The organism is Burkholderia ambifaria AMMD, from assembly GCF_000203915.1.
Lineage (GTDB): Bacteria > Pseudomonadota > Gammaproteobacteria > Burkholderiales > Burkholderiaceae > Burkholderia > Burkholderia ambifaria.
On sequence record NC_008392.1, the window covers coordinates 822508 to 849109 of the forward strand.

Genomic DNA, 26602 nt, shown 5'->3' on the forward strand with positions numbered 1-26602 from the left:
TCTTGTCAGGGAAAAGTGCTGTTTCACCATTGTCTGAGGCTGAATGGTGTTCGCCGAGGCATGATGGCACGCTATTCGGTCCCGGCTTATGAACTTTTGTGAACAGACGTGTTTGAAAGCCGGACACGCGATCAGGAAAGCGGACTCCGACACGAATCACGAAGTGACAATTGTTCGCATTCCAGCGCGCTGATCGGGGATACGCTGTCTCCAAGGTTTCAGTCAATGGCTTCGTTTGCCGCGCCGTCAACAGGTGGGCGACCTGCCGACGTACGGTGCTCGACGGATACATTCTCCATGAACAGAAGGCTTGGCAGTACGGAACATGTCTTTTGGTTGATGAACCGGGTAGTCGCAAGTCACGTCGTGATTGCGGCGGAAATCGATGGAATCGCCGGAGCCGAAGCCTGGCGCGACGCGTTCGACGCACTGCAACGTCGGCATCCTTTGCTTCGCGCGCGCATTCCGCCGACAGCGCTGGGCTTTCCGCAATTGGAGTTGGTATCGGAGCGTCCGATACCGGTTCATCATGTCGACGATGCGCGATGGGAAACCGATCGAATTTCCGACGCATGGCTCGACTCTGCGATCGCGAGCATGCTGGACGAAGCGATCGATACCGACATCGGGCCGATGATGCGGGCCGTGGTGGCGTCGGGGCGGAACGGAAAATCGGTGCTGCTTTTGGCGTGTGCTCATGCCATCTGCGATGGAATCTCCCTGACGTACTGTGTTCGCGATCTGTTGCAAGCTTTGAGCGGTCAGTCGCTCGGAATTTTGTCGATGCCTCGGTCGCTCGATCAGCTGTACGGCGAAGCTGACATATCGCCTCCCGTCAACAAGGTAATCGTCGACGAATGTCGGCCGCGGCATTGCGATCGACTTACCGTTAGCCGCCTGAAACTGTCTCGCGAACTAACCACACGAATCGTGCAGCGCGCACGAGACGAGCGCACCACGTTCCACGGCGCACTTTGCTCCGCCATGCTGGGATACGGACGATCGATCAATCCGGCGTGGCGAGGGAAACCAATCCGGATCGTGACGCCGGTCGATCTTCGAAGACAGTTAGACATCGACGACGATGTGGGGCTCTTCGGCTCGGCCACGCGTGCATCGCTTGCGCCGACGATAGATGGATCGTTCTGGGAGGATTCGCGAGCGATCACGCGTGAACTCAAGCCGTCTGCCATTTCGCAACCAACCCGGAATTCAATACGAAGCATGTCCGAGCTGCTTACGAAAGGGCTCGATGTTCAAGGTTTATTGAGGGTCCGCGAGAGCGATGCGGTACAACGAGAAATCACGGTATCGAATCTGGGAAATCTGCGATTCGCCACCCAAATTGGACGCTTCCATATAACCGCGATCTGGGGACCGTGTGTTCCGATGGGGCAGAAGGACGACCCGAACATTCAGACAGTGGGAGTTGCGACCGTCGACGGCCGAGCGAATCTGACGCTTGCCAGCTTCGCGCCGTTGCCGTCGTTTCTAACGGGCGTGGCGGAAACCCTGTCGAGCGAATGCCGGTCATTCGAAGGCGCGTCACTATCTCGCGTTCCAGACATCAAGCCAGGCGGACAATAATGAAGATCGTGCTCGCCGCGACACCGTTGTCCGGTCATGCCAATCCGATGCTCAGCATAGCGCGCATCCTGATCGACGCAGGTCACGACGTGATCGTTCATACGGGGTGTGCATTCCAGGAACGCGCCGACAACATCGGCGCCGCATTTCATCCGCTTCGGCCGGCGGCCGATTTCGCATTCGGAGATCCCCATTCGAAGTTGCCGAGCCTGGAAGAACTGCCTCCAGGGCTGGAGCGGCAGCGTCTGGGCATGGAACTTGTGCTCGTTGATTACGTGATTGAACAGCACCTTGGGCTGCAGCAGCTTTTGCGGGAGGTGCAAGCCGATATCGTGTTCGTCGACCATGTATTCCTGGGGATATTACCGATGCTGCTCGGGCCGCGTTCGAATCGACCACCCGTCGCGATGTTCAACACCACCATTCTGCACTGGTCGCGCGAGGACGGGGCGCCGCACTACGCCGGATTGCCGCCTGCCACAAGCCGGGCGCAGCGCGAACGGTATGCAGCTATCGCCCGGGAGCACGACAGGATCGTCTATGGTCCGCTCGTCGATCGCCTGAACCGATATCTGGCCGAACTCGGCGTGGGACCGATAGCGATCGACCTTTGCGATTTGGTCGTAGCGCTTCCGGACGTTTTCATGCAACTGACCGTGCCGGAATTCGAATTTCCGCGTACCGATTTGCCAGCCTCGGTACGGTTCATCGGGGCTTTGCCGATCGAGGCAAATCAGGTTCCGCTGCCATCCTGGGCTTCTGAACTGACCGGCGATCGCAAGGTCGTTCTTGTCACCCAGGGTACCGTGGCGAATCACGATTTTCGCGTGTTGGTCGCGCCCGCGCTGGAAGCCCTTGCACATGAGCCGGATCTGCTGGTTGTCGTCAGCACGGGCGGACGTCCGGTTGACACCGTTCCCGGCCCCATTCCGGCGAACGCACGCGTCGCCAGCTATCTGCCTTTTGAATGGCTGTTGCCGAGCGTGGATGTGTTCGTCACCAATGGCGGCTATGGCAGCGTCAATCAGGCGATCAGCTACGGTATTCCGCTTGTCACCGCCGGATTGACGGAAGACAAAGCCGACGGGAATGCACGTGTTGCATGGTCGGGCGTCGGCATCGATCTCGCCACTCACTCGCCTACCCCCGACGCATTGCGTGCCGCCGTGAGAACGGTGCTCGACAACCCGCGCTGCCGTCAGCGTGTGACGGAGATCGCCGAGGCGTTCAAGTCGATCGACACGCGCGGCGAGATCCTTCGCATCATGGAATTGCTCACGCAGCCAACAACAGGCTCGGCTCGTGGAGGGAACCTGTGGTCAGACCATTAAGTGCGGTGGAACATGCATTCTGGTTGGCGAACCTGAGTGCGAACAATCATATCGTCTATGCCGCTGAACTGGAGGGCACGGCTACACCGCGGGAGTGGAGGGACGCATTCGATACGTTGCAACGCCGTCATCCCGTGCTGCGGGTTCGTATTCCGGCAACAGCCGGCGGTTGGCCATATTTGGAATTTGTTCATGGCAGACCGATTCCGGTGCGGCATGCGGTCGACGCGATATGGGACTCGGCGGGAATCGCATACGAATGGTTGAACGAAACCCTCGCCCACGAGCTGCAGCAGCCTGTCGATAGCGGTACGGCACCGCTGATGCGCGCCGTGATCGCATCCGATCGAGGCCGTTCGGTCGTCATCGTGGCGGTCAGCCATGTGCTCTACGATGGCATTTCGGTTGCCCGGTGTATCGGCGACCTTGTGCGGGTGCTCAACGGGGAACAGCTCGACGTGCTGCCGTTTCCGCGATCCATGAACCATGTGCTGGGCGTGCCGGATGCCGTCGCACCTCGGGAGGCGGTTTCGCTCGAAGGCGTGTCGTATCCGCAGGAAAGTCCGCCCGCCGTACATTGCATGAAACTGCCGCGCCAACTGAGCGGAGAACTCAGACAACGGGCGCGGGACGAGCAAACAACCGTCCATGGCGCGCTTTGCAGCGCATTTGCGATGGCCGGCCGGTCGTCGATACAGCGTTGGCGCGGCAAGCCGATCGACTTGCGCTGCCCCGTCGACGTGCGGCGACTGTGGGGAGGCGACAGCGAGTTCGGCTTCTTCGCGACAGGCGGCAAAGCCACGCTCCCACCCGTAGCGCATTCTTCGCTGTGGGATCTTGCGCGCGAGACGCTGCGGCTGCTGGATCCGACCGGCGCGCGCGAAGGGGCCAAGGAGCAGGTGCGGCAATTCACCGTCCACTTGACAGAGGGAATGGATGCGCAGGGAGTGATGCGGCTGGCCGACGATAGGGGCATGCCGGATCTCGTGGTAACGAACATCGGTGTCGTGCACGACACGCGTCCAGTCGGGCGATTCGGTTTGCGCGGGCTGTGGGGGCCGCTAGTGAGAGCGCGTCGCCCCAAAGGATTGGCGATTGCAGTGGCGTCTGTCGATGACTGCATTCATCTGGCCATGATGAGCGCCGCACCGTTCCCGTCGTTCCTCGAAAATGCGCGAGCGCTGCTCGTGCAGGCCTGCGAATAGGTGCATGACGGGAGCGCGTCCCGGGGCCATACCCGCAGCGCGCAATGCCCGTCAGGCAGCGCAGGTGCCGGTCGGATGACGATGTGATGCGCCCCGCCGAGCGGGGCCCGCGCTATGCGCCGGAAACGACCTGAATCCGGCGCGCTTCGGGCGCACCGTTCTGCTTCGCCGGCGTTGCGAGTTCGAATTCGAGCACGGTGTTTCTCGACGGCAAGCGATGGAGTATCGACGCATCCTGAACACTGCTGCTACGAAAGTAGGCGGGGCTGGTCTCGGCGGCCGCGAGCAGCGGCGTATCGGGCAGTGAAGGCCAGAACGCGATGAAGCCATACCCGTCGTCCGGCTCGAACCGGTTGCACACGCCCCGCACGCGCGAGCCCACTTGACCCCATGCGGGCAGGCCGGCGGCCGAATCTCGAACCGGCAGCAGGCCGGGCACGAGGTAGCCGCTGATGAACTGATCGGCCGCTTCCCGCAGCTCGAGGGGGACGTTATCGAAACCGAGGACCTCGACCCGACAACCTTTTTTCTGCAGCGCGCGGACGACTTCAACGAAGTCGCCGTCGCTGGTCGCGATCAGGACGGTATCCAGCCGGTCCGATTCCGATAGTGCGTCGATCGCCATCCCGAGATCCGAATTGGATTTGACGGTTTCCGTTCCGTCATCATCCGCGTAGTGCCTGAGCGGCTTGATCGTGACGCGAAATCCCTTGTCTCGCAGCGCCGCCTGGTAGCCCTTGATGCGTGCGTCGTAGTCGGGCGAGCGCGCGGCGCGGCGCTCGTCGAAGCTCAGATACGCATGCAGCCGCTGGATCGTGGCCCCGGCACGCCCGGCGAGCGAGCGCAATACCTCGTACCGCATCAGATGGCCGCCGTTCGCGTCCATGCTGCTTCCATCCACATAAACCCCGACCCTTCTCATCATCGTCATCCGGAGGTGCGCTATCCGTTCCAACCGTCGGCGCGGCCGGTCGCGCCATGCACGCCACGCGGGCGAAGCGTGCGTGGCGCGACCGGCTCGCCGCGTTTCAGTTGCGGCCGCTTACGCTGATCGACACCCGGCGATCGGGCTGCAGGCATGCGATCACGGCGCGGCTTTGACCCGCCGGGCAATGCGTGACCGGCTGACTCGATCCCACGCCTTCCGCTTCGATGATGCTGCCGTTCAGGCCGTGCGAGATCAGATAACCGCGCACGGTTTGCGCACGCGCTCGCGACAACGGCTCGTTCACCGTGCTCGGGCCGATACGATCCGTGTGCCCGACGACGACGATGCGCGTGATTTCCTTATGCCGCTTGATCCGCTCGATGGCGTCGTCGAGCTGCGCCTTGCCGGCCGGCAGCATCGAATCAAGGCTCGATTTTCCGAATGCGAACAGCGCGTCGCTCTGAAGCGTGAATTGCTCGAGCGTCGACACCGGCGGCTCGGCCGCGGCCACCGGCGCGGCCGACGGCGCGCGTACGAAGTCGGCGCATGCGGGTTCGCGCCAGTAGGTATCGGTGACCTTCATGTGCTGGTCGTAGCGCACCTGATACTGGCAGCTGACGACCTCGTTGCCGCGACGGAAGTCGAACAGATAGTTCCACACATGGCTGCCGACGAACCATTCGTTGAAATGCGGCGGCCCGAGCAGGTCGTACATCTGATCCTTGTTCAGCCCTGGCGCGACGTTACGAAGATTGTCCACGTTCACGAACGTGCCGCCCTTCGGGCTGGCCGACTGCGGATCCGGGAATTTGGGCGGACCGCTGACGGCGCAGCCTTCGAGGGTTGCAACGGAAAGCAGGCTGATAGACAGCGCAAGTGCCCATTGGATTTTCATGATCTGTTTCTCTCATCGTATTGGGAGCAGCGCATCCGACAGCCGTGCAACGCGCGATGGAGGCGTTGCACGGCCGCGGACGAGCCCGGTTGGATATCGGGTCCTCGCGATCACCACTGATAGCCCGCACCGATCACGGCACCGTAGTCGTTGCGCGTGTTGGTCGTGATGGCGGCCTTGTAGATCCAGTGGTTGTTTTCCGAGATCGTGGAGATGCCGATGGCCTGCCCGGACTGGCTTCGATAGACGCTGCCGGCGATGGCGACCATGCTCTTGCCCGGCCCGGAAGGCTGGGGCAGCCCCGCGACGGCCATGGCGCTCGCGGCTCCCGCATCCGCGTCGCGCCGCAGCCCTTGAATCTTCGCGTCGGTGTACGCGTTCGCGTTGCCGACCGCGGCATTCAACTGCTGGACGTTGACGCCATCGGTGGGCGCGGTGCCCGCCGCGACGTTCGTGAGCTGCCGCGGCGAGTTGGCCGTACCGATCGACACGACGTTGTTTCGTCCGCCGTCGTTGCTGCCCGCACCGATCGCCACCGAGCTGTTGCCCGACGACGTCGAGCCTGCGCCGATCGTGGTCGAGCCGGTGCCCGACGCGGTCGAGCCGTTGCCGACCGCGGTACTGTTCGAACCGGACGCGACCGCGCCGTTGCCGCCGGCCGACGAATTCGAGCCGGTCGACGCGGGGGGCGTCGACGAGCCCGGCGTCGACGGGAAACCGCCGCCGCCGTTGGTATTGCTGATGTTCTGGATCAGCGTCGTCAGGTTCTGGTTGACGGCATCGAGCTGGCTGACGTTGACCGCATCGGTGCCAGCCGATCCGGCGGCGACACCGGTGATCTTGCGGTTACCGATGTTGACCTCGCCGGCCGACGACTGCGGGCTGCTCAGGCCGTACGCAATGTAGTTCGACTGCGCGCCGACCGTCGTGACCGATCCGGCGCCGATCGCGATGCTGTTCGCGACGTTCGCACTGGCGCCGGAACCGAGCGCGATCGCATCGGCGGCGCTGCTGTTCGCGCCGGAGCCGATCGCGATGCCGCCCGAAGAACTCGCGACGGCGTTGGCGCCTTGCGCGATCGACTGAGGCCCGGTCGCATTCGCGCCGCTGCCGAGTGCGATCGCATCGGCCTGCCCCGAATTCGCCGCCTGACCGATCGCTACGCCGCCAGGCGCGGTCTGCTGGACGATCGCACCATTGCCGATCCCCACGCCGTTGTCGCCGTTGACGACCGTCGTCGGCCCCACGGCGATCGACTCCGCGCCCACGGCGAGCGAATCGGCCGCGGTTGAATTGGCATGGAAGTACATCGTCGGCGAGACGGCGAACGATTGCAGCGCGCCGGTCAACTGCCGGACCGTCACTGCGTCGTGCGCGTTCGTGCCGTCGGCGACGTTGATGAGCTGCCGGTAGGTGTTCCCCGTTGCACTGCCGAACGACACCGCGCCGAGCAGCGTCGCGTCGGACGTGTTGAACGGCACCGTGTGGCTGCCGGCCGGGATGGTACCGCTGCCCGCCGCGATCGCGCGGTCCGACACGGCGCCCGAGCCGATCGCTACACTGCCGACGATCGAAGCGGTCGTCTGCGCGCCGAGCGCCATGCCGCTTGCGGCGGTCGATTGCGCGCCGCTGCCGGCTGCGAAGCTGTCAGCCGCGCTGGCGACTGCCTGAGGGCCGACGGCAATGCTGTCCGTGCCCGTTGCCTGGCTGTCGGCCAGCGTCGAGTTTGCATGGAAGTATTTGATCCCCGCGCCGTTGCTGATGTTCGAGATCGCCGTCGTGTTGGCGGTCACTTGCTGGTTGGTCGCGAACAACTGCGAGCCGTTCACGGCGTCCGTGCTGGCGCCGCTCAGCTGGCCGGCGGCGACGTTCTGGATCTGCCGCTCGGCGCCCGGCGCGCCGACGCTCACCACGCCGACGGGTGCTGCACCCGCGAAGTTGTAGGTCACGCCGCCGATCACCGCGCTGGATGTCGGTGTCGCCGCGGTCGTCGTCGAGCCTGCACCGAGGGCGACGCTGTTGGCAACGCTGGCAATCGCGCCCGAGCCGAGCGCGACGGCCGATACGCCGGACGCGGTGGCTACGTTACCGATGGCGATCGAACTCGTTGCGCTCGCCGTCGCCTGGCTGCCGAATGCCTGCGCACCGGTGTTGCTGGCGAGTGCGTTGAAGCCGATGGAAACCGCCTGGTCGCCCGTCGCCTGGGTGCCGGAACCGGGGACGCCGGCCGTGCCGCCCGGGCCGAGCGCAATTGCGTTGACGCCCGACACACCGCTGTTGACGCCGATCGCGATGCCGGACGCGCCGCTGGCCGATGCGCCCGATCCCAATGCGAGACCGGCGGCGGCGGTGTTGGTGGTGATCGCATCGAAACCCATCGCGATTGAATAGCCGCCGGCTGCCGTCGACATTGTCGCCAATGCGGTCGAATGGTCACCCGATGCGGTGCTGCCGGCGCCGAGCGCCGTCGCGGAATTGTTCGAGGCTATCGATGAATTGCCTAAGGAAATCGATGAAATGCCGCTGGCGGCTGCGTTCAAGCCGCCGGCTAAAGTGTTGTCGGCGCTCGCTCGGGCACCCGCGCCCAACGCGGTGCTGCCGACGCCGGACGCCGTCGAGAAATCGCCCAATGCGCTGGCGTTTTCGCCGGTCGCGGCTGCCGACGCACCGAGCGAGGAAGCATTGGTGCCGGTCGCCAGTGCCTGATGTCCAATCGCGCTCGCACCAATGCCGCTCGCCGTGGTGTTGCCGCCGATGGCGGTCGAACTGCTGTTGGATGCCGTCGCGGCCTGGCCGAAGGCGCTCGCGCCGGTGCTGGCCGCGACGGCGCTGGTGCCGACCGCTGTCGTGGCGGTGTCGGTGGCAGAGGCCAAGCGACCCACCGCGACGGCATCGGCGCCGGTGGACTGTGCGTTGGGGCCGACCGCCGTCGACATAAGGCCCGACGCAAAAGCAGCGGGACCGATTGCGGCGCTGGTCTGCCCGGATGCAGTCGTGTTCACGCCTATCGCCAGCGCATTGCCGCCCGCAGCCACCGCGTTTGCGCCCATCGAGATTGCGCCGGCAGCGGACGAATGGGCATTCGTGCCCAGCGCCATCGCGTTCAGTCCCGACGTCACCGCACCGCCCCCGATGGCGACGCCCAGCCCACCGCTTGCGGTGGCGGCCGCTCCACCGGCGCCCGAGATCGCGACATCCCCGGTCCCCGTGGCGCTACCGTTACCTGCGGCATACTGGGCGTGTGCGATCTGACCGGCGGCACCGAGGCAAACGGGAATCGCAAAGCCGAGAAGAATTCGAATTTTCTGTTGCTGTCCGGCCGCGGCATGTTGTTCCGTACGTCGGTCGTCGCATACGGCACCCGACGTACCGGCGCTTCCCTTGCCGCGCGCCTTGCCAAGCTCCGATGCGGCGACGAACGCCCCGCGCGCCTTGCTCCATATGACCTTGTGCACTCTGTTCATCTTGATGCTCCGTATGAAATGAAAACTCTCTCTCAGAGTAAATTTCGTAGTAGTGCGAAGTTGAGTTGATAAATAAAAATCAAGTCATCATCGATCTGATCGAGACTTGGATGGCGCCGTGTACGTCGGTGATTTGTGCGGCGTTTTTCTTGTGATTGGCTTGGCCGTTCGTCTCGACCGTGATCGCTGCTGAGGGGAATGTCATGTCGCATCGAATCGGCGACACGCATTGCATGTCGATGGAGCCCGCATTCCCGAATCGGTCGCATGACGCGAGTTCCGCGGAAGCGGGCATTACGCCGGTCGTGGCGCGGCCAGGCGGGGTGACATGGAGGGGTATCTGGCGCAGCCGGGAATAGGGCGCGCGTCGGGCGTGGAGCCCGATTGCGATTGCGCGAATGCGGCACGTCGTCGCCACGGGTCGGCAATATGCGATGGGGCCGGATGCAGTGTCGACGACCATGAATCGTCTCGGGAGATTTGACATCTCTTAATCTCGATATAGATACGTCACGATTGGCGATATATCGCCGTTACTTTATTAAATGCACGATGCGCTATATGAATCTTTTTTTTGACTGATCCAAATTGGAAAAACCACTCAATGTCGCGATGCGATAAGCATGGCTACGTCCCGAGATGATCGAGTCGACTCTCGGCGGCGCGGGCCATGTGACGTGTTCGTGAAACGTTCTGTCGGTGGTGTTTCTTTGTTATCGCATCGATGGTTTCGTGCTGTATCGAAAATATAAAAATGGTTAATTTAATGAGCCTTGTGATGGCTAGATGTTAGGAGAGTATCGGGGAATTAAAAAGTGAACATTTGTCACCTGTGGCGTAAGTTTTAAAACTGTGACGACACGGTGATTTTCATCGGCTCGTACACGATTGATGAATGCAATCTTGCGCGGAAATAACGCGTGGAAAAGAATGCGGTCGAGTGGTCGACGAGCCCGGATCAATTGCTGATCGTTCGACAACGAAGGAATCCGAAGAAACCGTGGGAGGAATGCGAGCCGAAGCAGGATGGAGGAATGCCGGACGTATCGATCGACGGGGGAGGGGTCGCTGCCCGACACCGGCGGCGGCAGGCAGCGTGAACTATGTGGAGCACGACGTCATTCGTATCCGGCAGCGGGTTGCCGGATTTGTCGCTGCAGGATCGTACGCGCGATGCGGCTTGGGTCAACCGATTCGCTTGCCGGCGAGATGCGGGCGTCGAGCCGTTCGCTCGACCAGAATCGTCGGCGCGCAGGCGACGCGTGTTGCCTGCGACGCCACCACCGGCATCCAACTGAAACTCACACGCGACTTTCCATCATCACCTCCGGGCTGCAATGCAGCTCGGGTGTCGCCTTGGTCTGATCCAGTCGATAGCCCAACGTATAAATCGCGGACAGGCGCAAGCCATTCTCGATGCCGAGCTTCAGCTTTTGCCGGATTCGGTAGATGTGGGTATCGAGCGAACGCGATTCCGTTCCCAGTTCTCGTCCCCAGGCCGTCGTGGCGAGCTGCTCGCGAGACATGATCTTGCCGATGTTGTTGAACAGGCACGCAACGAGCTGAAATTCCTTCGTCGTCAATTCGATCGTGTTGCCGCGCAGCTTCACGGCCCGATGCACGGGGTCGAGCAGATACTCGCCGGCCCGAATCGGCTCGTCCCGCTTCACGTTGCGTGCGACGCGGCGCAGCAACGCATTGACCCGTGCAGCCAGTTCTTCCGCACGGAACGGTTTGCTCAGGTAGTCGTCGGCGCCGGCTTCCAGCGCTCTGACGACATCGAGCTCCTGTACGCGGCTGGTCAGGAACAGCACGCCGTATTCGACGTCGGCGCGCGTGCGGATCCAGTTCAGCACTTCGATGCCGGTCAGGCACGGCAAGTGCCAGTCGAGGACGACCGCGTCGACCGACTCGGAGCGCAGGTAACGCAGCGCCTGCTCTCCATCGACGACGACCTTGATCGTGTGACAGAACGGAGCGAGTGCGTTCTGCACTTCCTCCGCCTGAACGGGATCGTCCTCCACAACCAAAATGCGCATTCGTGCCCCCGAATATCGTGGTTGGCCTTCTCGATTTACATGGCAAAACATGGCTTTACGAGCACGCAAACGTTTGCCTTTTGATGCGTGCGGAACAACCGGTTAGGGAATATAAATCATGGCCAATGAACGCGATTGTGACATTTTGTGAATTCGTCGTAAGAATGTCGATGGTGGTAAAAAGCGCCGGAACGCGCGCATTTTTCAGGGAATTCTTACTTGCCCGCGCGACGCTTCGCTATGCGTAACAACGGTTTCGGGCCAACGCGACACACGGATGTCGCAATCGTGCGAACGTTTCAGGCACGATGCAGCCGTGGTTGGAAAACTGTATGAATATACAGTATAGTATCCGTCGAACTCGAGCGGCGCGGGCATGACCCGTGCGGCCCGTTCGCCGCGTCTGCGGGCATCCGCCGCAGCGTTCCGGCACCGTGATTCCGGCTAACTCATTCAGACGGGCAGGCAAATTGTCATCCAGCAATCTGATCCGCATTCGCGGAGCACGTCAGCACAACCTCAAGAACCTCGATCTCGATCTGCGCACCGGCGAAATGACGGTCGTCACCGGCCCGTCGGGCTCCGGCAAGTCGAGCCTCGTATTCGACACGCTGTACGCGGAAGGCCAGCGGCGCTACGTCGAGACCTTCAGCGCGTATGCGCGGCAGTTCCTCGACCGGATGGACCGCCCGCAGGTCGAGCGCGTCGACGGCGTGCCGCCCGCGATCGCGATCGACCAGACCAACCCGGTCCGCAGCTCGCGCTCGACGGTCGGCACGATGACCGAGCTCAACGATCACCTGAAGCTGCTGTACGCGCGCGCGGCCGAGCTGTTCGACCGCCAGACCGCGCGGCAGGTGCGGCATGACACGCCCGAGACGATCTACGCGGAACTCGTCGAGCGCACGCGCGCCGACGATCCGCGCGTCGTCGTCACGTTTCCGGTGGAGCTGCCGGAAAGCGCGTCCGAGGACGAAGTCGCGCAGTGGCTGTCCGCGAGCGGCTACACGCGCGTGCAGGCGCAGCGCGAAGTCGCGTCGCCCACCGGCCCGCGCAAGCTGCTCGACGTGGTGGCCGACCGCTTCCGCGTGCAGCAGGCCGACAAGGTGCGCGTGGTCGAGGCGATCGAGGCGTCGCTCAAGCGCGGCGGCGGCCGCGTGAACGTCTACGTGCTGGCGCCGGAATCCGACAACGCGCTCGCCGCGACCGCCGAGCCGCAGGTGTGGCGTTTCTCCACCGGGCTGCACGATCCCGACAGCGACCTGCGCTACGCGGAGCCGCAGGCGGCGCTGTTCTCGTTCAACTCGGCCTACGGCGCATGCGAAACCTGCCGCGGCTTCGGCCGCGTGATCGGCGTCGATCTCGGCCTCGTGATCCCCGACGCGCGCAAGACGCTGCGCGGCGGCGCGATCAAGCCGATGCAGACGCCCGCGTGGAAGGAATGCCAGGACGACCTGATGCGCTACGCGGCGAAAGCCGGCATCCCGCGCGACACGCCGTGGTCCGACCTGACGGACGCCGAGCGCGCATGGGTGATCGACGGCTCGCCGGACTGGAACGGCAAGTGGCAGAGCCAGTGGTACGGCGTCAAACGCTTCTTCGGCTATCTCGAGTCGAAGGCGTACAAGATGCATATCCGCGTGCTGCTGTCGAAGTACCGCAGCTACACGCCGTGCGACGTGTGCGGCGGCGCGCGCCTGAAGACCGAATCGCTGCAGTGGCGGCTCGGCTCGAAGGCGAACGCCGACGCGGTGCTCGCGCCCGCCAATCGGTTCCTGCCGCGCGGCGTCGACTGGACGCGCGCGCAGCTCGAGGCGCTGCCGGGCCTGACGGTGCACGACCTGATGCTTTTGCCGATCGAGCGCATCCGCCGCTTCTTCGGCGACGTGAGCCTGCCGAGCGCGCTGCTCGACGACGCGCTGAAGCTGCTGCTCGCCGAAGTGCGCACGCGCCTGAAATACCTGTGCGACGTCGGCCTCGGCTACCTGACGCTCGACCGGCAGAGCCGCACGCTGTCCGGCGGCGAGGTCCAGCGGATCAACCTGACCACGGCGCTCGGCACGTCGCTCACGAAAACGCTGTTCGTGCTCGACGAGCCGAGCATCGGCCTGCATCCGCGCGACCTCACGCGGATCGTCGAGGCGATGCAGCGGCTGCGCGACGCGGGCAATACGCTGGTCGTCGTCGAGCACGATCCGTCGGTGATGCTCGCGGCCGACCGGCTGATCGACATGGGCCCGGGGCCCGGCGAGCGCGGCGGCACGATCGTCTACGACGGCACGCCGGGCGACATCCGTTCCGCGCACACGCTGACGGGCGAGTATCTCGGCGGCCGCAAGCACGTCGCGCATGCGTCGAACTGGGCGCGCCGTCCGGTGGACGCGAACACGCCGCGCATCGTGCTCGCAGGCGCGACCGAGCACAATCTGCGCGACGTGACGGTCGAGATTCCACTGCAGCGGCTCGTGTGCGTGACGGGCGTATCGGGTTCCGGCAAGTCGACGCTGCTGCAGGACGTGCTCTATCCGGCGATGGCGCGCCACCACGGCAAGGCGACCGAGTCGCCGGGCGCGTTCCGCGAGTTGACGGGCGCCGACCAGGTCGGCGACGTCGTGTTCGTCGATCAGTCGCCGATCGGCAAGACCACGCGGTCGAACCCGGCCAGCTATGTCGGCGCGTTCGACGAGATCCGCAAGCTGTTCGCGAAGGCGCCGCTCGCGCTGCAACGCGGCTACGGCGCCGGCACGTTCAGCTTCAACTCGGGCGACGGCCGTTGCCCGACCTGCGGCGGCTCGGGCTTCGAGCACATCGAGATGCAGTTCCTGAGCGACGTCTACCTGCGTTGTCCGGACTGCGACGGCAGCCGCTACCGCGCCGAGATTCTCGAAGTGCGCATCGAACGCGACGGCCGTGCGCTGAACATCGCCGACGTGCTCGACCTGACCGTCAGCGAGGCAACTGCGTTCTTTGCGACCGACGCCGAGGTGCTGCGCGTGCTGCAGCCGATCGTCGACGTCGGTCTCGAATACGTGAAGCTCGGCCAGCCGGTGCCGACGTTGTCCGGCGGCGAAGCGCAGCGGCTGAAGCTGGCCGGCTTCCTCGCCGAATCGGCGGCGGCCGCTGGCGGGCGCCGCGTCGCCAGCGAGGAGGCGCGCGTCGCGCGGGCGAAGCTGTTCATGTTCGACGAGCCGACCACCGGGCTGCACTTCGACGACATCGCGAAGCTGATGCAGGCGTTCGGCAAGCTGCTCGCGGCCGGCCATTCGCTGATCGTGATCGAGCACAACCTCGACGTGATCCGCGCGGCCGACTGGCTGATCGATCTCGGCCCGGAAGGCGGCGACGGCGGCGGCCGCGTGCTGTGCGCGGGTACGCCCGACGACGTGAAGGCCTGCGCGGAATCGCATACCGGCGTCGCGCTGCTGCAGTACGACCGCGCGATGGACGGCGAAACGGCGCTGGCCGACGAAGGCGTGCCGCTGCAGGCCGTGCTGAACGCCGCACGCGAGCGGCGCGCGATCGAGGGTGAAGACGTCGTGCGGATCGTCAACGCACGCGAGCACAACCTGAAGGCGCTCGACGTCGATATCCCGCACGGCAAGTTCAACGTGATCACCGGCGTGTCGGGTTCCGGCAAGTCGACGCTCGCGTTCGACATCCTGTTCCACGAAGGCCAGCGCCGCTACCTCGAATCGCTGAACGCGTATGCGCGCTCGATCGTGCAGCCGGCCGGGCGGCCGGAAGTCGACGCGGTGTACGGCATTCCGCCGACGGTGGCGATCGAGCAGCGCCTGTCGCGCGGCGGCCGCAAGAGCACGGTCGCGACCACGTCCGAAGTCTGGCACTTCCTGCGGCTGCTGTATGTGAAGCTCGGCCTCCAGCATTGCATCCACGACGGCACGCCGGTCACGTCGCAAACCGTCGAGTCGATCGCCGCGCAGCTGCTGCGCGACCATCGCGGCGAGCACGTCGGGCTGCTCGCGCCGCTCGTCGTCAATCGCAAGGGCGTGTATACCGATCTCGCGAAGTGGGCGAAGGCGCGCGGCAGCACGCATCTGCGCGTGGACGGCGAGTTCGTGCCGGTCGATCCGTGGCCGAAGCTCGATCGCTTCCGCGAGCACACGATCGAGCTGCCGGTGGCCGATATCGTCGTGTCGCCGGACGACGAAGCCGGATTGCGGCGGGTGCTCGACGAGACGCTCGAGCTCGGCAAGGGCGTGATGCACCTGCTCGCGCCGCTCGACGGGCTGCACCACGCGGTGCAGAACGGTCATTCGACCGCGCGCGTCGGCGAGGTCAAGGTGCTGTCGGTCAAGCGTGCGTGCCCGGTGTGCGGCACGAGCTATCCGGAACTCGATCCTCGGATGTTCTCGTACAACAGCAAGCATGGCTGGTGCACGACCTGCGTTGGCACGGGCGTCACGCTCACGCGCGAACAGCGCGCGGCGTACGACGACACCGTGCGCGCCGGGGACGATCGCGGCCGCGAGCAGACGCTGCCGTCGGACGAGCAGGAACCGGAAGGCGTCGGCAACGAGCCGTGCCCGGATTGCGGCGGCACGCGCCTGAACCCGTCCGCACGCGCGGTCACGTTCGACGCGCATCCGATCGTCGAGGTCGCGCAGTGGACGGTGTCCGATACGCGCCGCTGGATCGACGCGCTGGAACTGACCGGCCGCGACGCGCAGATCGCGCGCGACATCGTCAGCGAGATCGGCAGCCGCCTCGCGTTTCTCGAAGAGGTCGGGCTCGGCTACCTGAGCCTCGATCGCGCGGCGCCGAGCCTGTCGGGCGGCGAAGCGCAGCGCATCCGGCTCGCCGCGCAGCTCGGCAGCAACCTGCAGGGCGTGTGCTACGTGCTCGACGAGCCGACGATCGGCCTGCATCCGCGCGACAACCGAATCCTGCTGGACGCGCTGCGCAAGCTCGGCGACAAGGGCAACACGCTCGTCGTCGTCGAGCATGACGAGGACACGATTCGCCGCGCCGATCACATCATCGACGTCGGCCCGGGCGCCGGCAAGCGCGGCGGCACGTTGGTCGCCGAGGGCGCGGTCGCCGATCTGGCCGCGCAGCCGGATTCGGTGACGGGGCGCCTGCTCGCGCAGCCGATGACGCATCCGCTCCAACCGCGCCGCGCGGTGAGCCTGGCGGGCAAGAAGGGCGCGCCGGCGGTGCCGGAGGCCTGGCTGACCGTGCACGGCGCGACGCTGCACAACTTGCGCGACGTCACCGTCGGCATTCCGCTCGCGCGGCTCGTCGCCGTGACGGGCGTGAGCGGCTCGGGCAAGTCGACGCTCGCGCGCGACGTGCTGATGACGAACCTGCTCGACGCGGTTGGCCGCTCGGTGCTGTCGTCGCCGGCCACGCGGCGCGCGCGCAAGGCCGCGCAGCAGGACGCGCCGGCCGCCAACCGCCGCTCGAGCGTGCTCGCGCGCAGCGCGCCGCGGCCGTCGCTGAACGTCACGCATGCGTGGCAGGGCTGCGCGTCGCTGAGCGGCTGGGAGCGGATCGACCGCGTGCTCGAGGTCGACCAGACGCCGATCGGCAAGACGCCGCGCTCGTGTCCGGCCACCTACATCGGCGTGTGGGACACGATCCGCAAGCTGTTCGCCGATACGCTGGAAGCGCGTGCGCGCGGCTACACGGCGTCGCGTTTCTCGTTCAACACCGGCGACGGGCGCTGTCCGGCCTGCGAAGGGCAGGGCGTGCGCACGATCGGGATGAGCTTCCTGCCCGACGTGAAGGTGCCGTGCGACGTGTGCCACGGGCAGCGCTTCAATCCGGAGACGCTCGCGGTCACGTGGCGCGGCCGGAACATCGGCGACGTGCTGACGATGGAGATCGACGAAGCGGTGGAGTTCTTTGCACCGATTTCGAACATCGCGCATCCGCTGCAGCTGATGAAGGACGTCGGCCTCGGCTATCTGACGCTCGGCCAGCCGTCGCCGACATTGTCGGGCGGCGAGGCGCAGCGCATCAAGCTCGTCACCGAGCTCACGAAGGTGCGCGACGACATCACGCGACGCGGCCAGAAGGCGCCGCACACGCTGTACGTGCTCGACGAGCCGACGGTCGGCCTGCATATGGCCGACGTCGCGAAGCTGATCCGCGTGCTGCACCGGCTGGTCGACGGCGGGCATAGCGTCGTCGTGATCGAGCACGATCTCGACGTGATCGCGGAAGCCGACTGGGTCATCGATCTCGGTCCGGAAGGCGGCGTGGGCGGTGGCACGATCGTCGCGGCGGCGCCGCCGGAAGGGCTCGTGCAGGTGAGCGCGAGCCATACCGGGCAAGCGTTGAAGCCCGTGCTGGCGCGAACGGCCGCGGATGGCGGTGAAGCCGAGCGGCAGGACGAGGCGCGGGTCGGTTAAGCGCGGTGCTTGCGGCGAGCGGCCCCGGTGTCTGGAAAGACACCGGGGCCGTTGTCATTTCGACATTCGAGCCGCCGCACTTATTCGCTTTTGATGCCGATCGCGTCGATGATGGTCTTCAATTGCTGGCTCATCGGCAGGTTCAGACTCACGCCCGACGGAAGCGGCCGCAGGAACCAGCGCTTGTACTGACGCGTGATCTCGCCGTCGACGGCCAGTTCCTCGAACGTGCTCTTCACGACCTGCGCGAGCTGCGGATCGTCCTTGCGGAACATGATGCCGTACGGGTCGTATGACAGGTAATCGCCCACCACGTCGTACTGGCCGCCCTTGCCCGCATTCTCGGCGATCAGGCCGTACAGCAGCACGTCGTCCGTCGCGAACGCATCGGCGCGGCCGCTCGCAACGAGCGCGAAGCCCTGCGCATGATCCGGCACCACCTGCAACTGGATGCCGAGCTTGAACCGCGCGTCCAGGTCGCGCAGCGCCTTCTCGTTGGTCGTGCCGGCCGTCACCGCGACCTTCTTGGCCGCGAGATCGCGGAACGAGCGGATCGGCGAGCCTCGCTTCACCATCACCTTCGTGCCGGCCACGAAGATGATCGGCGAGAACGCCACGCGCTGCTGGCGCTCCAGGTTGCTCGTCGTCGAGCCGCACTCCAGATCGACGTTGCCGCTGACCACCGCATCGATGCGGTTGTCGGACGTGACCGGCACCCAGCGGATCGTCAGGCTCTTGTTGACCGCATCCTCGATCGACGACACGAGCGCCTTGCACAGTTCGATCGAATAGCCGATCGGCTGGTTGCGCGCATTCAGGTACGAGAACGGTATCGACGCGTCGCGATAGCCGAGCGCGATCGTGCCGCTGCTGCGCACCTTCGCGAGCGTGCCGGTCAGTTGGGCCGGCGCGAGCGGCTCGACGCGCGGCGGCGGGGCGGGCGCATCGTCCGCGCGCGCGGTTGCGCCCGCGGCAAGCAGGCCTGCGAGCGCGAGCGCGCGCCAGAATCGCTGCATCTTCATCGCCGGGCCTCCGTTCAGACGTCCGCCGGATGCGCGATCGTGCCTTCCTGCTCCGCCTCGATGCGCGCCAGGTTGGCCTCGGCTTCCGCCTCCGACATGAGCTGGCCTTCCCATTTCGCGACCACGGCGCTCGCGATCGAGTTGCCCACCGCGTTGGTGGCCGAGCGGCCCATGTCGAGGAATGTGTCGACGCCGAGGATCAGCAGCAGCCCGGCCTCCGGCAGCCCGAACTGATGCAGCGTGGCGGCGATCACGACGAGCGATGCGCGCGGCACGCCGGCCATCCCCTTCGACGTCAGCATCAGCACCAGTAGCATCGTGATCTGCGTGCCGAGCGACAGGTGGACGTTGTACGCCTGCGCGATGAACAGCGACGCGAACGTGCAGTACATCATCGAGCCGTCGAGGTTGAACGAATAGCCCATCGGCATCACGAAGCTCGAAATCTTGCGCCGCACGCCGAACCGGTCCAGCGCGTCGAGGATCTTCGGGTACGCGGCTTCGGAGCTGGCGGTCGCGAACGACAGCATGAACGCTTCCTTGATCAGCGCCAGCAGCTTGAACACACGACGGCCGAGGAACACCATCCCCGCACAGACGAGCAACGCCCACAGCAGGAACAGGCTGAGGTAGAAGTCGCCCATGAACACCGCGAACTTCAGCAACACCGACAGCCCGTTGACCGCGACGGTCGCGGCCATCGCGGCCAGCACCGCGAGCGGCGCGAGCTTCATCACATAGCCGGTGATCTTGAGCATCACGTGCGACAGCTGGTCGATCGCGGCCACGAGGATCTTGCCGCGCTCGCCGAGCGCTGCGAGCGCCACGCCGAAGAACATCGAGAACACGACGATCTGCAGGATCTCGTTGTTGCTCATCGCCTCGGCGAACGACTTCGGCACCATGTGGCCGACGAAATCCTTCAGCGTGAACTTGGAGGTCGCGAGGTTCGCCGAGGCGCCGATGTCCGGCAGCGGCAAGCCGAGGTTGTCGCCGGGGCGCAGCAGGTTCGCCATGAACAGGCCGAGCAGCAGCGAGATCAGCGACGCTGTGACGAACCAGCCGAACGCCTTCACGAACACGCGCCCGACCGATGCCGCGTCGCCCATGTGCGCGATGCCGACGACCAGCGTGGAGAACACGAGCGGGCCGATCACCATTTTGATCAGTCGCAGGAACACGTCGGAGACGAGCGAGATGTAACCGGCGATTTCGGTGGTGGCTTTCTTGTCGGGAAAGCTCGTGTAGATCATGTAGCCGATCACGATGCCCGCCACCATCGCGACCAGGATCCAGACGGCTGCAGCATTCTTTTTCTGCATCGTGAGCCTCCCATGCACCGGTTCGGCAACCGGGGATGGAAGGACAATACAGGACACAAAAGGCGATGAACAGTGCAACCGGGGTCGGGGTTTGCGCTAGCGCGGGGTCGCGACGGATTGCCCCGGCGGGGATTGCGCCGGTGGCGCCGTCGATGCGCGGAGGCGGTGCAACCCGATACTTTGGTTGTGCGGTGCAGCGCGGTGGCTGTTTGACCGCGCCGTGGTCGCCCTGGGCGGAGGCCGCAGCTTCCCCATGGGATCGCGGGTAAGGTGGGCACGCATCGCGTGATGGCCCGCGGCGGGACGTCGTGCCTTAGTCATGCGCGCCCGGGTCCAGCAGGCTCGTGCTGAAATCGCACGCCTGCGCGGCGAGCCGAACGATGTCGGCGGTCAGCGAATGCGCGCGCTCGGCCCGGTGCAGCGCGACATAGCGAACCGGGGGCAGCGCCGGCCGCGTGCGCACGATGTCCAGCGCCTCGCACGCGACCAGGTGCGCGACGCACGCCTTCGGCAGATAGCTGACACCGAGCCCCGACAGCGTCAGGCCGATCTGCGCGATCAGGCTATTGCTCGTCAGTACACGCTGCATCGCGACGCAATGTTCCTGCAGAAAGCGCGTGTACAGATGCCCCGTGCCCGAGAGCGTGCCCTGCAGGATCAGCGGAAACCGCGCGACGTCCGTCAACGAAATGGCCGTCTTGCGCTTCGGCATGAACCCGGGCGCGCACATCCACGCATTGTCGACCTCACCGACCACCGTCGCCGCGAACGATTCCGCCGCATGAATCTGCGGGACGACGATCAGGTCGATCGTGTCGGCCGCCAGACGCTCGCGCAACGTGGCGGTGAGGTCCACCTCGGCCTCGACGTGCACCCGCGGATACGCGGCCTGGATTGCCGCGATCAGGCGCGGCAGCCAGGTCAGCGCGGTCAGTTCGGTCACGCCGATCCGGACATGCCGCACCAGCGCTTCCTTCGAACTCATCCGCTCGACGACGCGGTCGCGTTGCTCGAGCAATTCCTTCGCATGGTCGAACAGTTCGGCGCCCTTGTCGGTGAGCCGGGCGCTGCGATGCGCGCGGTCGAACACGGTCAGGTCGAACGCACGTTCGAGCTCCTGGATCCGTTTCGACACGGCCGATTGCGTCGTGTTGAGGCGCGTGGCCGCCGCGTCGAAGGAGCCGAGCTGCACGATCCAGTACAGCGCTTCCATCTGCTTGAACGTGAGCATTGCGTCGCACTCGATAGATGAGAAAAAGCGATATTTTCGCATATCAAAAAATCGCTTTTTTTGCATATATCGGCTGTTTAAGGTTCAGCCATTGCGTTGCTTGCCGAGTGCGTTCGCCAGAAAGCGCGTCGCATCGCCGCCAGCGTTCAATCGAACCCCTTTACTTGGAGACAGCATGGACACCGTCATCGAATCCCCGCCCGTGGGCGACGCGGCGCGCAAGCCGCGCATCGGCCTCGCGTGGCAGATCGTCATCGGGCTCGTCATCGGCATCGTGACCGGGTTCGTGTTGAACCGGTTCCCGTCATTGCGCGACACGGCCGTGTCCGGGTTGCTGCAGCCGGCCGGCGACATCTTCATCAAGCTGGTGCGGATGATCGTCGTGCCGATCGTGTTCACGAGCATGGTGATCGGCATCGCCGGCGTGGGCGACGGCAAGTCGCTCGGCCGCATCGGCATCAAGACGCTCCTCTATTTCGAGGTGATCACGACGATCGCGATCGTCCTCGGGCTCGTGATCGGCAACGTGCTGCAGCCGGGCGTCGGCACCGACATGTCGCAACTCGGGCACACGGACATCTCCCGCTACCAGCAAGCGACGCAACAGGTGCAGCAGGCGCACCACGGGCTGATGGCGCTGGTGCTCGGCATCATCCCGGACAACATCGCTGCATCGATGGCGAAGGGCGACCTGCTGCCGGTGATCTTCTTCTCGCTGCTGTTCGGACTCGGGTTGCAATCGGTGCCGGACGAACATCGCAAGCCGGTGATTGCAATGCTCAAGGGCGTTGCCGACACCATGTTCAAGGTGACGAACATGGTGATGCGCTATGCGCCTGTTGGCGTGTGCGCGCTGATCGCGGTGACGGTCGCGAGCTTCGGCTTCGGGTCGCTGGTGCCGCTGCTGAAGCTGGTCGCGGTGACTTACTTCGCAATCCTTCTGTTTGCGATCGCCGTGCTCGGCGTGACCGCGCGGCTGTTCGGGTTCCGCATCCTGACGCTGCTGCGCGTGATCAAGGACGAGCTGATCATCGCGTTTTCGACCTGCAGTTCGGCGACCGTGCTGCCGCAACTGATGAAGAAGATGGAGGACTACGGCGTGCCGAAGAGCATCACGACGTTCGTGGTGCCGACCGGCTACACGTTCAACCTGGACGGCGCGTCGATCTATCTCGGCATCGGCACGCTGTTCGTCGCGCAGCTCTACGGCGTGCATCTCGACTGGCAGCAGCAGATCCTGCTGACGCTGACCATGGTCGTCACGTCGAAGGGAGCCGCGGGCGTGCCGGGCTTCATGTTCGTGATCATGCTCGCGACGCTCGCGAGCGCCGGGCTGCCGCTCGAAGGGCTGGCCTTCATCGCCGGTGTCGACCGGATCATGGACATGGGCCGCACCGCGCTGAACGTCGTCGGCAACGCGCTCGCGCCGCTCGTCATCGCGAAATGGGAAGGCCAGTACGACGCGGGCAAGGGCCGCGCGTACCTGGAATCGCTGCGCGGGTGAAGGCCGCCATGCCTGGATCGCACAACATTACGAAGCAAACAGGAGCATCGAAGATGAGCAGTACCCGTGGAGCATTTTTCCCCGACGCATTGATGCAGCAGGTCAAGGCGCGCTTTCATCACGTCGATCACGATCTCGACGGTCGCGCGCGGCTGTTCTTCGACAACGCGGGCGGATCGTTCCGGCTCAAGGCCGCGGTCGACGCGTACGCGCGGATCGATGCGCTGCCCGATTGCCCGGAGCGCATCCATGAGCGTGCGCTCGACCTTCAGGCGATCCAGTCGCGCGGCGAGGACGACGTTCGAACGATCCTGAACGCGCAGGGCGGCACGGTATACGCGTCGCTGACGGCATCGGGCGCGATGTTCGACATGGTGCGCGCGATCATGGAGAACGTGCCGGGCACCAACGCGGTGACGACCGTTCTCGAGCATCCGTCGTCCTACGACGCGATGACGTACTACGCGGAACGTACCGGCAAGACGCTGCGCATCGCGCCGAGCAACCCGGAGACTGGCGGCGTGGACGTCGACGCGATCGTGTCGCTGATCGACGCCGATACCGCGCTGCTGAGCGTGATGTTCGCGTCGAATATCTCCGGCGCAAAATTCGACATCGAGGCGATCGTCGCGCGTGCGCGGCAGAAGAAGCCCGGCCTGTTCATCGTCGTCGACGCGGTCCAGCATGCGCCGCACGGCATCATCGACCTGCAGCGTACGCCGGTCGACGGGATCAATTTCGCGCCGTACAAGTTCTTCGGGTGCCGCGGCTCGGGCATTTCGTGGCTGTCGCCGCGTGCGGCCGCGTTGCCGCATCATCGGCTCGCCGCGAAGGAGAGCGGCGTTTGGGAGCTCGGCAGCCCGGCGCCCGCGCAGTTCGCGGTCGTGACGTCGATCGTCGATTACGTCAAGTGGATCGGCAGGTATTTCGTCGATTCGGACGATCGCCGCACGCTGTTCGTCGAGGGCATGCACCGGATCGAACTGCATGAGCGCGCGCTGCTGGCCGCGTTGCTCGATGGGTGCGGCGGCCGCCGCGGGCTGCGCTCGATCGACGGCGTCGAGGTCTACTGGGATCACGACGACCTGACGAAGCGCGACCTGATCGTCGGGATCGGCTTCGCGCACCTCGAACCGACGCAAGCGGTGCGGGAATACGAGAAGCACGGGGTGATCGTCTATGAACGCGTCGCGTCGAGCCTGTATTCGGGCCGGATGTTGAAATCATTCCGGCTCGCCGGCGCGGTGCGGATCTCACCGCTCCATTGTCATGCGCCTGACGATATCGCGCGATTCCTGGCGATTACCGGGACGCTGGCGGCGAACCGCTGATCGACGACACGGCCCGGAGTTTCCGGGCCGTGTCGCATCCGGCGCCGGAAAACGGCCGTGCAATAGGTTCGGGCTATGACCGGCAGAGCGAATCGATAGTTGTCGCGGTGCGGGATTGCGCGTGTAATGGCTCGCGATACCGGATGACGCCAATGACCCGATGGAGGAGCAGCGCGTGAAGATCGTAGTAGCGATGAAACGGGTGGTCGATTGCAACGTGAAGGTCCGCGTGAAGTCGGACAATACAGCCGTCGACATCGCGAACGTGAAGATGTTGATGAACCCGTCCGACGAAATCGCGGTCGGCATCTCGGGTGCGATCCAGCATCTAGCGGGCATCAAGGATTCGAAGATGATCGTTACGATCAACAAGGATTCCGAAGCGTCTATTTTCAGCGTGGCCGATTATGGCCTCGTCGGCGATGCATTCGAGCGGACGCCGGAGGCGATCGATGCCCTCTGATGCCGCGATGCGCGCGAGCGTCGGACGCTCGGCGCCTGCCCAGTCATACCTGTTCGTGCCGGGCAACAAGCCCGAGCGGTTCGACAAGGCGCTCGCAAGCGGCGCCGACGCGGTCATCATCGATCTCGAGGATGCTGTCGAACCGGACGCGAAGGTGGCGGCGCGCGATGCGATCGCCCAGTGGGTTTCGCCCGAGCATCCGGTGCTCGTGCGGATCAATGCGCGGAACACGCCGTGGTTCGAGGCCGACGCCGCGCTTGGCGCGTTGAAGGGCGTGGCGGGTATCGTGCTGCCGAAGGCCGCGCATGCGGACGATGTGTGCGCGGCCATTGCGCTTGCGCGCCGGCGTGTGCCCATTTATCCGTTGATCGAAAGCGCGCACGGCATGTGGAACGCGCTCGATGTCGCGAAAGCGCCGTACGTCGCGCGGCTGATGTTCGGCACGCTCGATTTCATCGCGGACATGGGCATGTCGGACGATGGCGTTTCGCTCAATCACTTTCGGTCGCAACTGACGTTGATTTCGCGGGTGGCCGGAATCGAGTCGCCGGTCGACGGCGTGACGCCGGATATTCACGACGGGGAACGGATTGCGCGCGACGCGCTCAACGGGAAGCAACTGGGATTCGGCGCGAAGCTCTGCATTCACCCGAAACAGATCGCATTTGTGCACCAGTGCTATCGGCCGAGCGAGGATGAGGTGCGCTGGGCGCGGCAGGTGCTCGATGCGATGCGCGAGTCGAATGGCGGCGTGGTGACGGTCGACGGGAAGATGGTCGATCGGCCCGTGTTGCTGCGTGCGACGCGTATCGATGAGCTGACCGCATCCGCGGGCGTGGCAGCAGAAGGGGCGGCCCGCGCATGATCCGACACGGATGCCGCCTCCACCCGCACGAAGGGCGCGGTCGCGCATGACGCACGGAACGTGCTCATTACGACTCCACGGGAGCATGCGCGTTCATCAACTCGACGACCCAGTCGATGAACGCACGCAGTTTGGCACTGACGTGGCGGTTCGGCGGATACGCGATATATAGCGGCATCGGATCGAGTTGCCAGTCTTCGAACAGCGTGACGAGTTCGCCGCGCTCCAGATGCGCTTTCGCCATATAGTGCGGCAGCCACATGATGCCGAGACCTGCCACGCCGGCCGCGAGATAGGCATTGCCATCATCCACGGCGAGCGCGTAACGGCCTTGCACCGCGACGGTCTCGCCGTGGCGATGCATGACGAGCGGATAGAGTTTGCCCGCGCGTCCCCACGAGAACCCGACGATGCGGTGATGCGAGTTTTCGAGTTCCGCGGGATGCGAAGGCGTGCCCGCGAGCGCGAGATAGCCGGGCGATGCAACGATGCCGAGCGACAGGTCCGCCACGCGCCGGGCGACCATCGACTGATCGTTCGGCTCGCCGCCGCGCACGACGCAATCCACGTTCTCGCCGATGATGTCGACGGTGCGGTCGCTCACGCCCATGTCGAGCTGAATGTCCGGATAGCGGGCGAGGAAGGCCGGCAGCGCGGGGATCAGGATCAGCCGCGCGAACGGACTGGGCACGTCCACACGCAGCCGGCCTCGTGGCGCCGCGGATGCGCTCGACAGGCTCGTTTCGGCGTCGTCCATATCGGCGAGCAGCCGCGTCACGCGCTCGTAGTACGCGATGCCGTCCGGCGTGACGTTGATCTTGCGCGTCGTCCGGTTCAGCAGCCGGACCCGCAAGCGCGCCTCGAGCTGCTGGACCAACTGCGTGACCGTGGTCTTGCTCATATGCAGCGTCTCGGCGGCCTTCGTGAAGCTGCCGGCCTCCACGACCCGGACGAAAGCGCGCATCGCATCGAAGCGATCCATGAGTGTGTGCCTCGCATTTGAATTGTTTGCATTTTACAAACGGTCATGGACAGCGATGG

At 64.9% G+C, this 26602-nt stretch carries 16 protein-coding genes and 1 pseudogene; 8 read left to right on the forward strand and 9 right to left on the reverse strand.

Annotated elements, in window-relative coordinates:
* The first annotated feature begins 297 nt into the window (after nucleotides 1-297).
* Genes BAMB_RS35715 through BAMB_RS31095 form a run of 3 tightly spaced genes read left to right on the forward strand, consistent with a single transcriptional unit; the run spans nucleotide 298 to nucleotide 4123 of the window.
* A complete protein-coding gene (locus BAMB_RS35715) occupies nucleotides 298-1587 on the forward strand; it encodes a phthiocerol/phthiodiolone dimycocerosyl transferase family protein (RefSeq protein ID WP_158380551.1) in 1290 nt (429 codons plus the stop codon).
* Complete coding sequence (locus tag BAMB_RS31090) at nucleotides 1587-2918, forward strand: nucleotide disphospho-sugar-binding domain-containing protein (protein WP_011661114.1); 1332 nt, start codon at nucleotides 1587-1589, stop codon at nucleotides 2916-2918. The genes BAMB_RS35715 and BAMB_RS31090 overlap by 1 nt, the downstream gene beginning before the upstream one ends.
* Nucleotides 2919-2923: 5 nt before the next feature.
* A complete protein-coding gene (locus BAMB_RS31095) occupies nucleotides 2924-4123 on the forward strand; it encodes a hypothetical protein (RefSeq protein WP_158380552.1) in 1200 nt (399 codons plus the stop codon).
* Between the two features lie 112 nt (nucleotides 4124-4235).
* On the opposite strand, the gene BAMB_RS31100 is transcribed toward BAMB_RS31095, so the two are convergent.
* From BAMB_RS31100 to BAMB_RS31120, 5 genes are all read right to left on the reverse strand, one after another.
* Entirely contained in the window at nucleotides 4236-5054 is an 819-nt protein-coding gene (locus tag BAMB_RS31100) for a LabA-like NYN domain-containing protein (RefSeq protein WP_011661116.1), read from the reverse strand.
* 97 nt (nucleotides 5055-5151) lie between these two features.
* Nucleotides 5152-5946 carry an OmpA family protein gene (locus BAMB_RS31105; protein WP_011661117.1) on the reverse strand — a complete coding sequence of 265 codons (795 nt, stop codon included), beginning with the start codon at nucleotides 5944-5946 and terminating at the stop codon, nucleotides 5152-5154.
* Nucleotides 5947-6056: 110 nt separating this feature from the next.
* Nucleotides 6057-9410 carry a YadA-like family protein gene (locus BAMB_RS31110; RefSeq protein ID WP_011661118.1) on the reverse strand — a complete coding sequence of 1118 codons (3354 nt, stop codon included), beginning with the start codon at nucleotides 9408-9410 and terminating at the stop codon, nucleotides 6057-6059.
* Nucleotides 9411-9489: 79 nt separating this feature from the next.
* Entirely contained in the window at nucleotides 9490-9873 is a 384-nt protein-coding gene (locus tag BAMB_RS31115) for a hypothetical protein (protein WP_041491805.1), read from the reverse strand.
* An 838-nt stretch (nucleotides 9874-10711) separates the two neighbouring features.
* Nucleotides 10712-11449 (reverse strand): response regulator transcription factor, encoded by a 738-nt coding sequence (locus BAMB_RS31120; RefSeq protein ID WP_011661120.1) that lies wholly within the window; start codon nucleotides 11447-11449, stop codon nucleotides 10712-10714.
* Between the two features lie 470 nt (nucleotides 11450-11919).
* Here BAMB_RS31120 and uvrA point away from each other — a divergent pair, with 470 nt between their 5' ends.
* Entirely contained in the window at nucleotides 11920-17823 is a 5904-nt protein-coding gene (gene uvrA / locus BAMB_RS31125; RefSeq protein WP_041491806.1) for an excinuclease ABC subunit UvrA, read from the forward strand.
* Between the two features lie 80 nt (nucleotides 17824-17903).
* Here uvrA and BAMB_RS31130 read toward each other — a convergent pair whose 3' ends face one another.
* From BAMB_RS31130 to BAMB_RS31140, 3 genes are all read right to left on the reverse strand, one after another.
* A complete protein-coding gene (locus BAMB_RS31130) occupies nucleotides 17904-18845 on the reverse strand; it encodes an amino acid ABC transporter substrate-binding protein (protein WP_011661122.1) in 942 nt (313 codons plus the stop codon).
* 14 nt (nucleotides 18846-18859) lie between these two features.
* Nucleotides 18860-20167, reverse strand: coding sequence for a dicarboxylate/amino acid:cation symporter (locus tag BAMB_RS31135; protein ID WP_011661123.1), 1308 nt, complete (start codon nucleotides 20165-20167; stop codon nucleotides 18860-18862).
* Nucleotides 20168-20480: 313 nt separating this feature from the next.
* Entirely contained in the window at nucleotides 20481-21398 is a 918-nt protein-coding gene (locus tag BAMB_RS31140; RefSeq protein WP_041491807.1) for a LysR family transcriptional regulator, read from the reverse strand.
* A 175-nt stretch (nucleotides 21399-21573) separates the two neighbouring features.
* Here BAMB_RS31140 and gltP point away from each other — a divergent pair, with 175 nt between their 5' ends.
* The 4 genes and pseudogenes from gltP (at nucleotide 21574) to BAMB_RS31160 (ending at nucleotide 25561) form a co-directional block, all read left to right on the forward strand.
* Nucleotides 21574-22902, forward strand: a complete 1329-nt coding sequence (gene gltP / locus BAMB_RS31145; protein ID WP_011661125.1) for a glutamate/aspartate:proton symporter GltP — start codon at nucleotides 21574-21576, stop codon at nucleotides 22900-22902.
* 53 nt (nucleotides 22903-22955) lie between these two features.
* Nucleotides 22956-24233: an aminotransferase class V-fold PLP-dependent enzyme gene (locus BAMB_RS31150; RefSeq protein ID WP_041491808.1), complete on the forward strand. Its 1278-nt coding sequence runs from the start codon at nucleotides 22956-22958 to the stop codon at nucleotides 24231-24233.
* Nucleotides 24234-24522: 289 nt separating this feature from the next.
* Nucleotides 24523-24696, forward strand: a pseudogene (locus tag BAMB_RS34980) (electron transfer flavoprotein subunit alpha/FixB family protein); the annotation flags it as partial.
* Nucleotides 24686-25561, forward strand: coding sequence for an HpcH/HpaI aldolase/citrate lyase family protein (locus BAMB_RS31160; protein ID WP_011661128.1), 876 nt, complete (start codon nucleotides 24686-24688; stop codon nucleotides 25559-25561). The pseudogene BAMB_RS34980 and the gene BAMB_RS31160, both read left to right, overlap by 11 nt.
* Nucleotides 25562-25628: 67 nt before the next feature.
* On the opposite strand, the gene BAMB_RS31165 is transcribed toward BAMB_RS31160, so the two are convergent.
* On the reverse strand, nucleotides 25629-26543 hold the full coding sequence (locus BAMB_RS31165) for a LysR family transcriptional regulator (RefSeq protein WP_011661129.1): 915 nt from the start codon (nucleotides 26541-26543) through the stop codon (nucleotides 25629-25631).
* Nucleotides 26544-26602: the final 59 nt, after the last annotated feature.